This is a genomic window from Candidatus Methanogranum gryphiswaldense, assembly GCA_019262145.1.
GTDB lineage: Archaea > Thermoplasmatota > Thermoplasmata > Methanomassiliicoccales > Methanomethylophilaceae > Methanogranum > Methanogranum gryphiswaldense.
This window is the reverse complement of record CP076745.1, coordinates 1,318,377-1,334,211: the sequence shown is the minus strand read 5'-3', so window position 1 is coordinate 1,334,211 and position 15,835 is coordinate 1,318,377. Positions and strand designations below refer to the sequence as shown.

Annotated in this window: 16 protein-coding genes; 10 read left to right on the top strand and 6 right to left on the bottom strand. The window is 44.8% G+C overall.

Annotated elements, in window-relative coordinates:
• Positions 1-2: 2 nt before the first annotated feature.
• Genes KRP56_06815 through KRP56_06800 form a run of 4 tightly spaced genes read left to right on the top strand, consistent with a single transcriptional unit; the run spans position 3 to position 3,013 of the window.
• Entirely contained in the window at positions 3-539 is a 537-nt protein-coding gene (locus KRP56_06815) for an AAA family ATPase (GenBank protein UAL07519.1), read from the top strand.
• Positions 533-1,528: an RNA-guided pseudouridylation complex pseudouridine synthase subunit Cbf5 gene (locus KRP56_06810; GenBank protein UAL07518.1), complete on the top strand. Its 996-nt coding sequence runs from the start codon at positions 533-535 to the stop codon at positions 1,526-1,528. Before KRP56_06815 ends, KRP56_06810 begins: the two co-directional genes overlap by 7 nt.
• A 46-nt stretch (positions 1,529-1,574) precedes the next feature.
• Positions 1,575-1,913, top strand: a complete 339-nt coding sequence (locus KRP56_06805; GenBank protein ID UAL07517.1) for a hypothetical protein — start codon at positions 1,575-1,577, stop codon at positions 1,911-1,913.
• Positions 1,910-3,013, top strand: a complete 1,104-nt coding sequence (locus KRP56_06800; GenBank protein ID UAL07516.1) for a hypothetical protein — start codon at positions 1,910-1,912, stop codon at positions 3,011-3,013. The genes KRP56_06805 and KRP56_06800 overlap by 4 nt, the downstream gene beginning before the upstream one ends.
• Positions 3,014-3,016: 3 nt before the next feature.
• Here the strand turns inward: KRP56_06800 and KRP56_06795 are convergent, their stop codons facing one another.
• Entirely contained in the window at positions 3,017-3,448 is a 432-nt protein-coding gene (locus tag KRP56_06795) for a hypothetical protein (GenBank protein ID UAL07515.1), read from the bottom strand.
• Positions 3,449-3,545: 97 nt separating this feature from the next.
• On the opposite strand from KRP56_06795, the gene KRP56_06790 reads away from it, so the two are divergent.
• Positions 3,546-4,667: a tryptophan--tRNA ligase gene (locus tag KRP56_06790; GenBank protein UAL07514.1), complete on the top strand. Its 1,122-nt coding sequence runs from the start codon at positions 3,546-3,548 to the stop codon at positions 4,665-4,667.
• A gap of 4 nt (positions 4,668-4,671) precedes the next feature.
• Positions 4,672-6,192 (top strand): phenylalanine--tRNA ligase subunit alpha, encoded by a 1,521-nt coding sequence (locus KRP56_06785; protein ID UAL07513.1) that lies wholly within the window; start codon positions 4,672-4,674, stop codon positions 6,190-6,192.
• On the opposite strand, the gene KRP56_06780 is transcribed toward KRP56_06785, so the two are convergent.
• Complete coding sequence (locus KRP56_06780) at positions 6,193-7,422, bottom strand: hypothetical protein (GenBank protein UAL07512.1); 1,230 nt, start codon at positions 7,420-7,422, stop codon at positions 6,193-6,195.
• 202 nt (positions 7,423-7,624) lie between these two features.
• Between KRP56_06780 and KRP56_06775 the strand changes: the two genes are divergently transcribed.
• Positions 7,625-8,326, top strand: coding sequence for a D-aminoacyl-tRNA deacylase (locus KRP56_06775; protein UAL08498.1), 702 nt, complete (start codon positions 7,625-7,627; stop codon positions 8,324-8,326).
• On the opposite strand, the gene pyrH is transcribed toward KRP56_06775, so the two are convergent.
• Positions 8,313-9,002 carry a UMP kinase gene (gene pyrH / locus KRP56_06770; GenBank protein ID UAL07511.1) on the bottom strand — a complete coding sequence of 230 codons (690 nt, stop codon included), beginning with the start codon at positions 9,000-9,002 and terminating at the stop codon, positions 8,313-8,315. The genes KRP56_06775 and pyrH overlap by 14 nt on opposite strands.
• A 54-nt stretch (positions 9,003-9,056) precedes the next feature.
• Here pyrH and prf1 point away from each other — a divergent pair, with 54 nt between their 5' ends.
• Genes prf1 through KRP56_06755 form a run of 3 tightly spaced genes read left to right on the top strand, consistent with a single transcriptional unit; the run spans position 9,057 to position 12,512 of the window.
• On the top strand, positions 9,057-10,292 hold the full coding sequence (prf1, locus tag KRP56_06765) for a peptide chain release factor aRF-1 (protein UAL07510.1): 1,236 nt from the start codon (positions 9,057-9,059) through the stop codon (positions 10,290-10,292).
• 2 nt (positions 10,293-10,294) lie between these two features.
• Positions 10,295-12,013, top strand: coding sequence for an arginine--tRNA ligase (gene argS / locus KRP56_06760; GenBank protein UAL07509.1), 1,719 nt, complete (start codon positions 10,295-10,297; stop codon positions 12,011-12,013).
• Between the two features lie 16 nt (positions 12,014-12,029).
• Positions 12,030-12,512, top strand: coding sequence for a GNAT family N-acetyltransferase (locus KRP56_06755; GenBank protein UAL08497.1), 483 nt, complete (start codon positions 12,030-12,032; stop codon positions 12,510-12,512).
• A 50-nt stretch (positions 12,513-12,562) separates the two neighbouring features.
• On the opposite strand, the gene KRP56_06750 is transcribed toward KRP56_06755, so the two are convergent.
• The 3 genes from KRP56_06750 to KRP56_06740 are packed head-to-tail and all read right to left on the bottom strand — an operon-like array spanning position 12,563 to position 15,778.
• Positions 12,563-13,354 (bottom strand): DUF3244 domain-containing protein, encoded by a 792-nt coding sequence (locus tag KRP56_06750; GenBank protein UAL07508.1) that lies wholly within the window; start codon positions 13,352-13,354, stop codon positions 12,563-12,565.
• A gap of 10 nt (positions 13,355-13,364) precedes the next feature.
• On the bottom strand, positions 13,365-14,522 hold the full coding sequence (locus KRP56_06745) for a formate--phosphoribosylaminoimidazolecarboxamide ligase family protein (protein UAL07507.1): 1,158 nt from the start codon (positions 14,520-14,522) through the stop codon (positions 13,365-13,367).
• A 56-nt stretch (positions 14,523-14,578) separates the two neighbouring features.
• Positions 14,579-15,778, bottom strand: coding sequence for a magnesium transporter (locus KRP56_06740; protein ID UAL08496.1), 1,200 nt, complete (start codon positions 15,776-15,778; stop codon positions 14,579-14,581).
• Positions 15,779-15,835 lie beyond the last annotated feature (57 nt).

Genomic DNA, 15,835 nt, shown 5'->3' with positions numbered 1-15,835 from the left:
AAATGAGGATAACCATAAGTGGTCCTCCCGGATCGGGGAAGACCACCACGTGTAAGATGCTGTCCGAGGCCCTCGGCCTTAAAGCCGTGGTCTTCGGACAGTTCTTCCGTGAAATGGCTGCCGAAAGAAAACTTACACTCGCTGAGTTCAGTGCGGTCGCGGAGAAAGACCCGAAGATCGACGAAACGATCGATTCTAAGATATTGGAGATCGCACGTGCGAATCCGGATATCATTTTGGAATCGAGATTATCCGCTTATATGCTCTCAAGAAACAATATTCCTGCTTATAAAGTATATTTGGGTGCAAGCCCGAAGGTCAGGATGATGAGGGTCGGCCTTCGTGAGGGGGAATCTTTTGACGAAGCGATAAAGAAGACCGCGGAGCGTCAAGCATCCGAGGCAAAACGTTACAAAATGTATTATGATATAGATGTCGAAGACCTCAGTGTCTACGACCTCGTTATTTTGACAGATAACATGACCCCTAAAGAGGTCACTCGCAAGATACTCGATTCTTTAAAGGACCATAGATGTTGATAAAAGACCCAAAGACGATACCCGATAGATGGGGCAAGAGACCTTCCGACCGTTCCGTAGGGGAATTGCTGGGTGCCGGCGTCATCGCATTGGATAAGCCTTCTGGACCGACATCACACCAGGTAACTGCATGGGCAAGGGATGTTATACATGCGGATAAGATAAGTCACGGAGGTACGTTGGACCCTTACGTGAGCGGTATTCTTCCCATATGCACAGGTAAGGCCGTTCGTTTGACGGATGTAGTATTGTCCTCAGATAAGGAATACGTGTGCTTGATGAGGATACACGCAGACAGGTCCGAGAAACGTATAAGAGATGTCATGTCAAGATTCCAAGGGAAGATCTATCAGCTTCCACCGGTAAGATCTGCTGTGAAAAGACAGCTCAGGATCAGGACGATAAAAGAGATAGATATATTGGAGATCAAGGATAGACAGGTGCTTTTTAGGGTCTCATGCGACGCAGGTACTTACATACGCACACTTTGCACAGATGTTGGCGAAGTTCTCGGTTGCGGTGCGAACATGGAGGAACTAAGACGTTCTCGTTCTGGTATCATGACAGAGGAGAAAGCAGCGACATTGCAGGACATTACGGATGCGTATGTATTCTGGCAACAAGATGGACGCGAAGAGTGGCTTAGGAGTCTCATCCAACCAATGGAGGTCCTTGTGGAACCTTTGCCAAAGGTCATTGTCAAACCTACCGCAGTAGATGCTGTTTGTCATGGTGCCGATCTTAACATACAGGGAATACACATGCTCGATGACGAGATCAGAAAGAATGCGTTGGTAGCTATGATCACAGCCAGAGGTGAACTTATCGCCTTAGGTAAAATGCAGATGTCATCCGCAAAGATAATGGCAACTGAGCAGGGCAAAGCGGTTTCTACGGAGCGTGTTTTCATGGAACGCGGGCATTATCCCAAGATGTGGAAATTTTCTACAGATCTTGATGAACTTCAAGAAGATATAACGATAGAGTGACGAAATTCCTATCTATCGGAATGTTAATCGGGAAATAGGTGGGAAATTGGCACTCTTTGAGAAACGTACGCAGGTGTTCAATGTTCAACAGATACATATCGGGGATTTCGATCCAACAAAACCCGGTTGTTATGACAATGTTAAAACATTTACTATAGAGGTTAAACCAAAGAGATACATCTTTTTCGAATTGAAATCTGAAATTCCAGTTTCAATCGTTTTTGCTAATAGTGACAATTCCTCGATATATCATAAAGAGGACATCAAAGAGTTCAGCTACGGACCAATCCCGACCAATGACAATAAGGAGATCGGTCTTATCTTGGGTGTTTATCCAGGCGATAAGGCTAAAGTGGATCTCGATGTATGGATGGAAAGATCATGAGTTTTCATCTTGAGCAAGGAAGGAACGGAAAATATTGGAAGGACAGCATACCGGACGGTCTCTCACTCCTTCGCCCTTCTGACAGGATGACTCTGATAATCGCAGTTATTGTACTTTTGGGGTCTGTCATACTAATTGCGTACAAGTTCCTGATCGGTGATTCTCTGTACAATAGCATACCTTTGCTTACATCTCTCTTTTTCTTTTGTGGGGCGTTCTATATGATCCGCAACAAGTTGTGGATGTTCATCTCGGTCATGCTGGTGATAATAGCGATATTGATGTTGAAATTACCTGACATGTTGTTCTATCTTGTCCTATTCATAACTCTCGGTGCAGCAGGGTGTGTGGCATTGGTGAATGCGATACAGAGGTGGATGTTCTATAGGATAATCCGTATTGTTGAGTACATCAATATAAAGAAGAAATTGAGTTTTTGGGACAGAGCTCTCGCTTTTGCGTTCAATGTTCCCGGAGATCTCGACACCAGGAACATAGTCTTGGATTATGATCTGCGCAGGGATAAACTTCCATGGAGGGAGATGGGGGAGACGATATTCCTGGCCCTAATGGTCGGTATGCTGTTATGGATCTACATATCGATGAATCCAGCCTTTATGGGTAATTCTTCTAACTACAACATTCCCATGTACGTTTTTTCTCTGGTGTTGTTGATACCATTGTTTGTACTTCCATGGTCCATTTTCAAATCATTGAATGTAAGGATACAGACCAATTATCGTGATTACAGATTTTATGACGGGATAAAGGCAACGCTCATAAGGATGGCACTTCCTGTATTCGCAACATTGTTTTTTGTCGTCATCGCGATCAACAATACGAATATATTCATTGTTTTGGCATACATCATCACGTCAGGGGTGACGATCGCACTGGTCATCGTTTTTACGTCTGTGATTTATTATGTCATGTTCGAGCCCATAATAGTCGACGATATCAAGTCCAAGTGGATGGTCCTACGTCCTGCACCGTTGTTTGTTGGATTGGAAAAAAAGGAAAGGTCAGATTTCGATGAGGTTCCAGGCACCCCCATGAGAGATAAGACCGATTTTGGAAAATTGAATTTTCCGGGTAAATGAGATTCATTCAAATTGTCTGTTCAATTTTCCAGGTGAATCTAAAGATTGAATTATGGGGTTGAATATCGCTCCGGATGACATTCCAGGTGTCTTACGGATACCAAGAAGTTCGGGTTCCTTATCATTGGTGAATATTATCAGGAACCTTTGTTCTACGTTTTCCACCTCTATCATGGGGACTGTACTCTCACGTACGATGGAGAGAGTAACGTCGGCCATAAATTGGATCTGTTCTGGGGTGAACTCGTCCGGTACCTTGAAGAAGAAGGTATTGTACTCAGTGGCCCCATTGATCATGAAGTTTATCTCGGATCTATCAAGTAGGTCTTTGAATTCCTTGGCTTTGTCATCCTTGCCTGCCAATTCCTCAAATCTATCTCTTGCCGTCTTTCCGATATCCAGATAGATGGTGTCCTTGCCGAGTATCTTCCACATGGTCATTGTGAATGTTATTCCCATATAAAGGGATTTATCGTGCGAGTCCACTCGAAACATTAAAAACGATGTTATCGCTACTCGTCCCAGGTCAAATATGGCAGAGGATTTCAAGGTCACGCCCTGGGAGGTCACTGGAGACATCGACTATGAGCGTCTGATGCAGAATTTCGGAACGACGCCTATAGACGAAGGTCTACTGAAAAGACTTGGAGGATATGGAGAGATCCATCCAATGCTCAGGAGGGGAATATTCTATTGCCATAGGGATCTGAACCAATTGCTGGACCAGTATGATAAGGGGAATAAGTTCTTCCTCTATACCGGAAGAGGTCCTTCAGGTAATACACATTTGGGACATCTGATGCCTTGGATCTTCAACAAATGGATACAGGATACGTTCAAGGTACCGATGCTTTTTCAAATGACCGATGATGAAAAGTTCCTTTTCAAAGATCTGACCTTACAGGAAACAAGGGGTCTTGCATATGAGAACGCCTTGGATTTCGTAGCTTTGGGTTTCGATCCGGACAATACAAAGATAATCTTGGATTCCGAGTGTATAAAGACACTATATCCAATATCTTTGAAGGTGGCAAAGAAGGTCACTTTTTCAACGGCAAAGGCTGTATTCGGATTTGATAATTCTACCAATATCGGTTCAATATTCTTTACCACGATACAGGCTGCACCCGCGTTCCTTCCCACAGAACAGTCTGGAAAACAGGTTCCATGCCTTATTCCGTGCGGAATCGACCAGGATCCTCATTTCAGGGTCGCAAGGGATGTGGCACCAGGACTCAACTATCCTAAACCCGCGATGCTTTATTGCAAGATGTTCCCCGGTTTAAGCGGTGGTGACAAGATGTCATCCTCAGACCCGATGGCCACGATATATACGACCGATAAGCCTAAAGAGGTAAAGAAAAAGGTTGGAAAAGCATTCACTGGAGGGTGTGTCACTGTCGAAGAACAGAAGACCAAAGGCGGTAATCCCGAGGTCTGTGCAGTATTCAAGTACAATTACTATCTTTTTGAGAAGGATGACTCAAAGGTCAATGAGATGGCTGAAAAATGCAGACGCGGCGAGATACTTTGTGGCGAATGCAAGATGGTGCTTACGAACAAGATAAATGTGTTCCTTGAGGAACACCAGGCGAAGAGAGAGGAAGCCAGAGGGGTCGTGGATTCCATGACCTTCGAAGGTTTCAAATGGTGATAAAATGGATATGATGGACGTCCTCGAAGGACTTAGCTATAATGAGAAAAGACTGTTATTGGCACTCGAAGAGGCAGGAGGCAGCAGTACTCCAGCGGATCTTATTTCGGCAGGTAAATTCGATCTCGAGGTAGAGATAATGGGAGCTGCTTCTTGGCTATCGTCCAAAGGACTTGTCAAGATGAAGGAAGAATCCTTCAAATTCTTCGAGATCTCAGATCCAAAGATAGTTTGCGAGGGTCTTCCGGAAAGACGTGCTATTTCATTCATATCTGCGAATGGCGGAAAGATGGACCTAGATCTTCTTTCTAAGAAAATGCTCAACGGAGATGACAAGATCGCTGTTGGATGGCTCAAGAGAAAGGGTCTTGCGGAGATCGTCAAAGAAGGTGACGGCAAATACCTAATCTTAACTGCAGCAGGCAAGACCGCATTAGGATCCAATATGCCGGACGAGCTTTTACTCGAAGCTCTTTCAAAGGGGCCTTTGGAGGAAAAGGACGCCGATCCGAGGATAATAAAAGACCTAAAAGGTCGTCAGGGCATGATCCAGGAGAGGATGATAACCCTCAGAGAGATAACACTTACATCGGACGGGCATAAGGCCGTCAGATCTGGTATCGAACTGAAGAAGCAGATCACCGATGTTACGGATCGTATCATTCAAAACAGGGAATGGGAGAGTGTTGATTTCCGTAAATACGATGTTCAGACATTCGCACCTTCAATGGTGCCTGCAAAGAAACATCCTCTTTCGAGATTGGGTTTCGAGGTCAGGAGGCTCTTTACAGACATGGGATTCACCGAGATGGCGTCTGAATATGTTCAGCCAGCATTCTGGAACCTTGATGTTCTTTTCACACCTCAGGACCACCCTGCAAGGGATCTCCAGGACACATTCTATCTAGAGAATCCTAAATCGATCCATATTGATGACGAGGAACTCGTCATGAAGGTGAAATGCGAGCACGAGCACGGAGGTAACACCGGTTCTACCGGATGGGGAGGAACCTGGTCAAGAGATAAGGCGGAACTGGCATTGCTTAGGACACACAGTACCGTCAGCAGCATCAGATATATCGCAGAGCATCCTGATGCGCCACAAAAGGCATTCTCAATTTCCAGGATATTCAGGAATGAATCCATAGATGCTACTCATCTCCCGGAATTTACTCAGATCGAGGGGCTCGTGATAGATGAGAACGCCGATTTTGACATGTTGATATCCATGATCAAAGAGTTCTATTCCAGGATGGGATTCGATCAAATAAGGATAAGGCCAGCATATTTCCCATATACGGAACCTTCTCTGGAATTGGAGGTCTTCTTCAATGGGAAGTGGATGGAGCTCGGTGGTGCCGGTATATTCAGGCCTGAAGTGGTGGAACCATTCGGAGTTAAATGTCCAGTACTCGCATGGGGATTCGGATTCGAGAGATTGGCCATGCTAAAATGGAACATCAAGGACATTAGGGAACTTTACATATCTGATCTGGATACTTTGAAGAAGAACCCGATCCTTTGATCAGAGGAAATGGACATCATCTTTACCATCATTGATGCTGGATATGATGTCCTTGACCTTCGATCTGTAAGAGTCCTTTCTGCAAGATCTCAATGCTTTGTTCAGGTAGCTGATGCAGTCATCGTTCTTCCCATGTGCATGCGCAATACCTGCTCTGAGGACCATTATCTCATCCAGATGACTCACATCTCCGGAGTCGGTGAATGTTTTTACGGCCTCTGAAATGAATTTCTCGGCCTCATCGTATTTTTTCATTTTGAAAAGTGCTTTTGCAGTGACAAGTGCAAGACTTGGTGTTTGTGATGACTTGTAAGTTTCAATGGAACGTTCGTAGGCTTTGTAGGGATCGTTGTTGATCATATCGGATTCTGAGCGTATTATCGTCGAGTCGATAGATCCGTATTCTTCTAGTCTGTCCGCACAGAATTCTGCATCCTGGGTATTTAGGCAGTCCAGAGCGATGACCGCGCGGATACCAAGTACCGTCTCGTTATATTTCGGTGGTACATTTATGTTTTTAACGATCTCTAAAAGGTCTTCATTGGGATTTTCAATAAACTTCTCTGCGTTTTTGATCAAAAGTTTTGTGGCTTCAGTATCTCTGCCTGCAGAGGATAAATGAAATAATTTTTCCTGTTCATTATCACTATTGTCGATATACCAGTCTGCGGCACGACTGTGCCAGTCTTTTATTTTTTCTTTGCTCGCAACACCTAGGTATTTACGGCGAACTTCTTCAGATATCCGTACCATGCCTTCAAAATCAGCAGGTATTATTCCAGTATTTGTATCAGGTATTGTTCTTCTGGGTATCGGTTCTCTGAATGTGCAGGCCAATCCGAATGTCTCGCGATCTTCTGCGCTCAATGCATCCCACATCACATTGGGGTCGCATCTTTTCATATCAAGTAGACTTCCAATCGACACTCCTTCTGAGATGAATCTTTCTTTCAGTAGATTCGCATCTCTCATACCGTCAGGTGAGAGGCAATAGGCTTTTCGTTTGGAACCTGATGATTTTATATGTGCCAGCCACTCATAGACCTTTTCCGTTTCCCTTAGCTTTTTTAGTTCCAGGGATGCATGTGCGCGCGATATGCCAAGAACGGATGCGATCCCATCCTGTGTCAGGTCGAATGGTATGTTATAAATCTCGTCCGGGCTGTATTCCGGAAAACGGTTGAGGTGAAGAAGGAGACGTTCTCTGATCGTTATGTTCTCGGTCGGCATCGAGCGGAGCATCAGAACATGGATTTATATCATCTTCGCAATTGCTATACCATTAAGTGGTGCCATGTCAAAGGTCTTCGTATGCAGTGAACCCGACCTCCCCTCAGTCAATATGAGGGATCAGCTTCTAAAGATTGGAGGATGGGAAGATGCGGGAACTCAGGGCAAATACAAATTCCACTATAATGGCGAGGATTATATCCTGTCTACGCCGGACCTGCATATATTTACCGATGGTCTAGATGATGTTGCAAGTGGGTTCGGCATAAATGTCGATGTAGTGATATTTATGTCAAAACATTCTGCCGCTTCGGGAGACCCAGCACTTACTGTACATCCTATAGGTAATTATCACGAGAATCTTTATGGCGGAAAGGAAAAAGGATTGGTAAGACCTTGTCCGTCCTTGATGACCGATGCGATGAGATGCATCTCGAAATATTGTGATATGCCGGAATTCCAGAAGTGTTTTGAGGTCACTCATCACGGTCCTTGGTTAGAAAAACCGACATTTTTCATAGAGATAGGTTCGGATGAACGCAACTGGGGCAATATACATGCGGCCGAGATCCTGGCCAAGGTCCTTACAGATATGGGTGAGAACGATTATCCGAATGTCGTAGGGGTTGCCGGAGGACATTATGCGCCTCGTTTTACCGAGGTGGCGTTATCATATCAGGTGAATTTTGGACATATGGTTCCCAATTACCAGATCGAAGGCAGGGATGACGAAGATGTATTGAGAATTCTCCACGATGCCACTAGTTCTACTGGTACAAATATGGTATATCTGCATAGGAATTCTCTCAGGAAGCCTCTGCAACACCATTTAGTGGATCTCATTGAAGGCGCAGGCTATGATATGATAAGGTCTGCAGATCTAGAACCGATCAATGGGAATTGACGAACGTTCCATGTATATTATTTCCTAAAATGGCGTTTCTTAGGTCGTTCAGGTCTCTACCATTGACGATCAAGATATCTATCTTATTCTCAGTGGCGATCTTTATGCCGAGAGGATCGAAGACACTGGACTTTCCAGCGCCGTGATCTTTGTATATGAGTTCTCCAAGTTGCTTGATCGTCAATTTGGGATATCTTACGGCATTTGGGTCCTTCTTAGGATCTGTTGAATACACCGCATCAACAGATGTCGCATTTATGACGCGATCAGCTCCAATTTCCTTGGCCACCATGGCTGCGACGGCATCGGTAGTGTGTCCAGGTTCTGTTCCTCCCATGACCACAACTTTTCCAGGGACGCTTATTTTGGCGGCATCCTTTGCCGTAAGGGGGATCTCTGTGGAAGATATATCTCCAAGAGCAATCGCTAAAAGTTCAGCGTTAAGCCTGGTAGTACCTATGCCAAGCATGTCTTGTTGGTACGTGGTGGCTCCAAGTTCCGACGAGATATTCGCATAATATCTTGCGATCTTACCGCCTCCACATATGATCACGATCTGAACCTCTTTGTTCAATTCTTTAATCATATCAGCCAAGCTTCTAATGAAAACAGAATCGTTGCTGTCAGGGATCAAAATCGATCCTCCGATCGATACCACAACCTTATTTTTGCTCATATACAATACATTTAATACATATGCGCAATTTAGATAAATATATTGGTGAGCCAAATGGGCGAAACAAATACTGTGGATAGAGCACGATACGACTTCAAGAAGGCAATGCAGGAGATCACAGATTATAAGGGAAGGGGAACAGAGCTGATTTCTGTTTATGTCCCACAGACCAAATTGATATCCGATGTAATGGCCTATTTGAGGGAAGAGCAGTCCCAGGCGTCCAATATAAAATCAAAGACAACCTTGAAGAATGTGACAGGAGCGATAGACTCCATTATGTCACGTTTGAAGACATACAAAGCTGCACCTGCGAATGGTGTCGTCATATTCTGCGGAGAAGTACCTCGCGCAGGTGACCAGACAAAGATGGTCCAATACGTAATAGAACCCCCAGAGGCGATAACGGCATTCCTTTACAGATGTGACTCAACATTCTTTACTGAACCTCTAGAGAGTATGCTTTTAGATAAAAAATACTACGGTCTCATTGTTATCGACAGGAAAGAGGCCACGATAGGTATGCTTTCGGGCAGCAAGATAACTGTATTGAAGCATTTCGATTCATTAGTTCCATCAAAGCATCACCAAGGAGGTCAGTCGTCCGTCCGTTTTGAAAGATTGATCGAGATCGCGGCTCACGAATTCTACAAGAAGGTTGCGGACAATGCGACCACTGTTTTCCTTGACAGCATATTGGAGATGCAAGGCATCCTAGTTGGAGGGCCAGGCGCTACAAAGGATTTCTTTGTTAAAGAGAATTATCTTCATCACGAACTTCAGAAAAAGGTCGTAAGTCCCCTATTCGATACAGGATATACCGACGAATCAGGACTCAAGGAACTTGTGGATGATGCGCAGGATGCAATACAGGACATGCAACTTACAATAGAGAAAGATTACATGCAGAGACTCTTTAGAGAGATCAGGAAACAAGACGGGGGCCTTTCCGCATACGGAGAGGCTGAGGTAAGGGCCGCTGCAGAACTGGGTGCTGTGGATGTACTGCTGATATCCGAGACCCTCAAGAAAAGTCGCGTGACGGTGGTCTGTTCTAACGGGCACACTCATGTAATGACCGTGGCCAATACGGACGAGTCCATTGTCTGTCCAGAGTGCCAACAGCTTGTCAAGATAACCAATTCGGAAGATCTCATTGACAACTTCTTTGAGATCGCAGATTCATTCAATGCACGTTTACAGTTGATCTCCGGAGATTCGGAAGAGGGAGATATGCTCCTTAAGGCGTTCGGCGGTGTAGCTGCACTTCTAAGGTACAAGGTGGCATGAATATGAAGGTCCAGAATCAGTTTAGCGATGAGGTCTCAGAGGCTGTGAGTGAAGTACTTTCAGATATGGGATTTCCAGGAATTCAATTTGTAACAGAGGTCTCAGAAATGGCAGACCTGTCTGTTCCCTGTTTTACCATGTCCAAGGAGATGAGGATGCCTCCAAAGGATATAGCCATCAAGATCTCGGAAGCGATCGTTCCGCATGGGTTGATAACAGGCATATCCGCGTTGAACGGGTATCTCAATTTCATGATGGACCAGAATGTACTGGTAAAAGCTACACTTCAAGACATAGTGGAGAAGGGGAACGATTACGGCACCCTGCCGTCCAAAGGTAAAAAGATCAATGTCGAACATACTTCGACAAATCCCACCGGCCCCATTCATGTTGGAAGGGCCAGAAATCCCATCATAGGGGATACGTTGGCAAGATGTCTGGCAAGATGCGGGTATGAGATACAGACCGAGTATTACGTGAATGACGTGGGTAAGCAAGTGGTAATACTCGCATGGGGTGTGAACAACATTCCTGCAGAAAAGGTCGAGAAGAAAGAAGAGCGCGATAAGCCAGACCATCAATTGGTTGCAAATTACCGTCTTGCGAATAAGATGATGGAGGAAGATCCAGCAGTACAGGAGCACATATCGGAGCTTCTGAGGAAATTCGAGGCTGGAGATCAAGAGACCATCACCATGGTAAGACAGACTGCGGAGATAATGCTCGGTGGCTTGAAGGATACACTGGCATACATAAATGTTACTCTTGACAAATATACCTGGGAATCGGATTTCATAGCGGATGGTTCCGCAAGGGCAATTGTCGAGAGACTCAAGACATCCAAATATGCCGGTCAGTCGGAAGACGGAGCCTGGTTCCTAGATCTCAAGGATTTCGGTGTGCAGGGAAAGAATACCAAATTCACATTCACGAGGTCCGATGGTACCACATTGTATACCACCAGGGACCTTGCGTACCATCTTGATAAGTTTAGCAGGGCAGATATTGTGATAGATGTCCTCGGTGAGGATCAGAAGCTCGGTTCCAAACAGCTGTGTTCCGCGTTGGAGATCCTGGGATGCGAAAGGATGCCAGAGGCAATGTTCTATTCATTCGTTTCACTTCCTGAGGGAAAGATGTCCACCAGAAGAGGCGTCGTTGTCTATTTGGACGATCTTATCGATGAGGCCGTCGCGCGTGCCTATGAAGAAATCAAGAGCAGACGCTCCGATCTTTCGGAACAAAAGATGAGAGACATCGCAAAACAGATCGGTGTTGGTGCGATCAGATACAACATCGTAAGGGTGAGTCCGGAGAAGCAATTCGTTTTCAAATGGGAAGATGCTCTTAATTTTGATGGGAACAGTGGACCATATCTTCAGTATGTTTATGCTAGGACATGCAGTATGCTCAGAAAGGCGGGGGATTTCGAATATGATTACGATCCAGCCAAGCTCACAGACGAGTATGAGATAAAACTGATCAAGGTCCTTTCAAGATTTGAGGCAGCGATCCAGGTGGCAGGAGAGCAGAAGCGCATCAATATGCTTCCGGCATACGGGCATGAGGTGGCCTCGGCGTTCAATCAGTTCTATGCAGCAGTGCCTGTACTAGTTGCGGGAAATAACAGAAATGCCCGTTTGACCTTGGTCGAATGCACACAGACCGTTCTTAAGAATGTCATATCATGTCTGGGAATGGAAGCACCAGAGGAGATGTAAGATGGATATACGCCCATTGAAACTCAAAGATATCGAGAAGGTCAGGGAATTAGAGCTATCCTGTATCAGAGAATATTTCGCCAAGACATTAGAGAACAAGTGGGAAGACCTTCCTCAGCAGTGGAAGGAGAACATCGGCGCGAGTAGTAAGAATCATTTCAAGGCATATCTCGATAGCGGCCTAAGTTTTGTCGCTGAAGAAGATGGGGAGATCTATGGATTCATATTTGCTCAGATGTTGCATCACATAGCGGATGTGGACAATCTTGTCTGGATCGAGAACATGGGGGTCCATCCATATGTTCGTCATAATGCGATCGGATATAAACTTCTGAGAGAGGTCTTGAGAAAAGGACGCGAGATGGGCGGTCAGGTAGCCCACAGTATGATACAGTCCGACAATGCTCCCTCAATAATGCTTCATAAGAAAGCAGGATTCTTTATGGATAGGCGCGAGATCGCGTTGCTCGATCTTCAAGATCCCAATTTGAAACTTTAAAATTTAGATTTAACGGCCCCCTCCTTTTCGGAAGGGGCCGTATAAATTGTTTATTTTCTTCTAGAGCTCACATATTTAGGCTTCTTAGATTCAGTATCATCGGAGGAATCTTTCTTCTCTTTTGCTACTTTCTTCTTTTCTTCCATTTCTGTGAAACTCTGTGCTTTCTTTGGTTCTTCCTTCACAGGTTCTGTCTTTTTTACAGGGGGTTCCTGCGTTGTTTCAGATTTCGTTGATTTGTATTTTTTTCTCTCGGTAGAGGATGCAATACGTTCTGTCGATCTGGAGGGCTTACCATCGTTTCTTTCAGATTCGAGCTCTGTGAATGTTTTGTCTGGTTTGATCTTCGGGGCGTTACGCATGTGTAGGAATATAGCAATTACAATTATTATGACCACAATGATGATCGCTGCATATGCGGTCCAACTGGACCATATGGATTCTGTTACATTTACTGTAATTGTTGTTGTGTAATACGCCTCTTTGTTATCGAAATAAGATGTTGGTGCACATGTTATTTTGATATTATATTCTCCAGTACCGCCCAAATTAACATGTACTGAAGCTTTGTAATTTTCCGTATCTGCAGGTATTGTTATCGTAGCTGTACCAACAGTAGACCCCGTATTGGAGTTGGTGATTGTGATGGTTATTTCCCTGTCTACGCCTTCCGTGCTGTTGAATTGAACATATATGGTTCCACCGTCAGGTGTGATCGTGTCCTGATAGGCCTCTATTATTGAGACAGTAGCATCGGATTCTTCCTGGTCAACCATACTTAAGCCCAGTACCAATGTCAGCATCATTGCGGCCGTGATTACTAATATTTTTTTGGTTTTCATTTGAATTCCCTCAGGTAATGATTTCTTCGACGCGTTCTGCGTCAATTGCCTTCCTGATCTCCATCGCAAGTCTCCTTCCGGTGCTCATCTCTTTCCTCCAGAGTGCGTTTCCATATGGATGTCCGACGGACATGTGGACATTGGTTCCTCCGCCTATGCGGGGTGCAACATCGTAAACGTAGAAGTTTAGGTCCTTATCAACACATGTCTGTAAGCAGAAAGGTCCTATTATACCAGGGTTGTAGTATTTTTTTGTTGCCGCTACATATTTCTCAGCCATGTCGAATGCTTTGTCCAGCAACGATTCTCTAAGGGTTGCCGAATTGTGACCGCAAACAGTATATTCTGGTATTATGCCGTCGTTCTCGAGTTCGACCTGTTGTTTTCCTGGAAGTCTGCAGTATCCGTCAAGCGAGCTTTCGAATCTCCAGTCGACCCCAAGTAGTTCTATCTGCTCCCCGTGTTCTTCAAGAGGTGAGCGGAAGAAGTCCAGATTGAAGACAGGACCGATGATATACTGTTCCATTCTGGCCTCTTCTAGGAAATTTTCCTCGATGACTCCCTGTTTTATGAGTTCTGTAGATTTTTCTACGAATTGATCATAATCCTTCACGGTAAAGAATCCTCTTTCGAGTTTCTTGACCTTGTGGTGAACTTTGACGATCGTAAGGTCTTCGATATCTTCGGGCCTTGATACTTTTTTAGGGAACGGCATTCCTGCCTTTTCTAATATCCAGTAATAGTCCTTCTCATCCCCTCTTTCTTCAGACCTTAGAAGATTTCTGCTTCCTACTATCGGTACTTTGAAATCATCTTCGACTGCATCAATGCCTGAATAAGATACAAAGGATCTGTTGGGAACGAAGAGAACGTTCTTTTTGATCAGCTCTTGTTGGATCTGTGGTTGGATGATATTTTTGAACTTGTCGACCATGATAGTTTCGTCGACCACTCCGCGGATTATGTTACCCGAGGGATCCCTCTGGGTTTTGAAATAATTCGCAAATGTCCTCTCTCTTCCTTTTTCACACACGGCTACGGTATGAAATTTTTCAGAAATCGCACCGTCACACGTATCTAAGGCAGAGTGTGATGCCACAACTCCGATCTTGGCTTCTCTGAGATCGTATTTATTCAGATTGGCCAAAACTTCATCTCTGCTTATCATCGGTTTACCTCTGTGCACTCGATAGCCTCCGCGTAATATAACCTTTTAGTGGGAGGTCAGATGAAGAATAGTATCACACCGACCAGAATCATGGAACCGATCAGATCCATTATCGAAGATGTGATGGGAATACAGTGGTCGTCGGGGTCCAGACCAAATCTGGTTGCCAATATGGCAACATAATAGGATAGGAAATTCAAAAGTGTCGTGGCAAGGAATCCTGCGATCAAGATTATGAGCAACGCGGTACCTATTCCCATATTGTCGGATCCTCCAGAGAAGAGGATTGTTGCCAAATAGGCCATCAGACCTATGTATAGGAAAGTAAGCATGGCGCATATGTACATGATGTTGAAGTTCTCTAGAGCATCACTGGAAGGCACTGCCTTCGTCTTTAGAGTACCTAAATGGATCATAGAAGAGAGCCTTGAGGTCAGCATTCCAGAAAGCGCATTCCCCTGATTGAGGAACGCAGGAAGCATGATCAGGAGAACAGAGTATTCGAACAGTTTTTCTTCTTCGTTCTGTATGGTGATACCCGCTCCAATTTCGAATATAAGGCAGAATAAAAGGACAGGAAGTGAATTGATGACTATCCTTTTTGTTTCTCCGGAGTAATCTCTTTTACTATATTCTCTGAGGACGATCTTGGCCGTATACACGACAGCGGCCACGATGAATATGATCGCGAATACCATGACCATTTGTTCTCCGGTGTTAAGGTCCAGTATTTTCAAGAATAGTATTGTCGACAGGAATATCATCGGCATTGTGATAATATCACCAATGGCTGCTATCAGGGGTGCAGTAATATTGTCCACATCCCAGTCCTTCTTGTATCCTTCCTTTGCTATGAGTATGTTGAATAAAACGACCAACATTCCGGAAAGGAGTCCACCCAAGGAGGAGATGAAAACGAAGTCCCAAACGCTGTACGGTCCGTTGAACAAATATTTGGCTACGACCCAAGTGACAATTCCCATCGCCGCAGAAAGGACGAGGGAGAGACACATCGCGGATTCTATGTTGGCTCTGAGTACACCGCCTTTCTTGAAATTCATCTGGAATGTACCCATGTGCATCGCAGTGCCGATACGGCTCCCCATGGCGCCGAATATATTACCGCGCATCCCGATCGCACTGTAGATCAACACCATCATTCCAGGTATCAGGAGAAGGTACTCTTCCATGCTGTCAAGGAGGAGACCGGCGAACAGGTCAGCGGTACCGGCGATTATGAGTGCAGCGAGCCCCATTATGAACACGGTTCTGTTCCGAACAACAAAGTCGCTTATTGAACTCACGATCGCCAA

What these genes read in the sequence shown, in the direction of transcription:
- KRP56_06780 (UAL07512.1), bottom strand. Translation starts at nt 7,422, where the DNA reads ATGCCGACCGAGAACATAACGATCAGAGAACGTCTCCTTCTTCACCTC.
- prf1 (UAL07510.1), top strand. Translation starts at nt 9,057, where the DNA reads ATGGGCGAAACAAATACTGTGGATAGAGCACGATACGACTTCAAGAAG.
- KRP56_06795 (UAL07515.1), bottom strand. Translation starts at nt 3,448, where the DNA reads ATGTGGAAGATACTCGGCAAGGACACCATCTATCTGGATATCGGAAAG.
- KRP56_06745 (UAL07507.1), bottom strand. Translation starts at nt 14,522, where the DNA reads ATGATAAGCAGAGATGAAGTTTTGGCCAATCTGAATAAATACGATCTC.
- argS (UAL07509.1), top strand. Translation starts at nt 10,295, where the DNA reads ATGAAGGTCCAGAATCAGTTTAGCGATGAGGTCTCAGAGGCTGTGAGT.
- pyrH (UAL07511.1), bottom strand. Translation starts at nt 9,002, where the DNA reads ATGAGCAAAAATAAGGTTGTGGTATCGATCGGAGGATCGATTTTGATC.
- KRP56_06785 (UAL07513.1), top strand. Translation starts at nt 4,672, where the DNA reads ATGGATATGATGGACGTCCTCGAAGGACTTAGCTATAATGAGAAAAGA.
- KRP56_06800 (UAL07516.1), top strand. Translation starts at nt 1,910, where the DNA reads ATGAGTTTTCATCTTGAGCAAGGAAGGAACGGAAAATATTGGAAGGAC.
- KRP56_06790 (UAL07514.1), top strand. Translation starts at nt 3,546, where the DNA reads ATGGCAGAGGATTTCAAGGTCACGCCCTGGGAGGTCACTGGAGACATC.
- KRP56_06815 (UAL07519.1), top strand. Translation starts at nt 3, where the DNA reads ATGAGGATAACCATAAGTGGTCCTCCCGGATCGGGGAAGACCACCACG.
- KRP56_06740 (UAL08496.1), bottom strand. Translation starts at nt 15,778, where the DNA reads ATGGGGCTCGCTGCACTCATAATCGCCGGTACCGCTGACCTGTTCGCC.
- KRP56_06810 (UAL07518.1), top strand. Translation starts at nt 533, where the DNA reads ATGTTGATAAAAGACCCAAAGACGATACCCGATAGATGGGGCAAGAGA.
- KRP56_06750 (UAL07508.1), bottom strand. Translation starts at nt 13,354, where the DNA reads ATGAAAACCAAAAAAATATTAGTAATCACGGCCGCAATGATGCTGACA.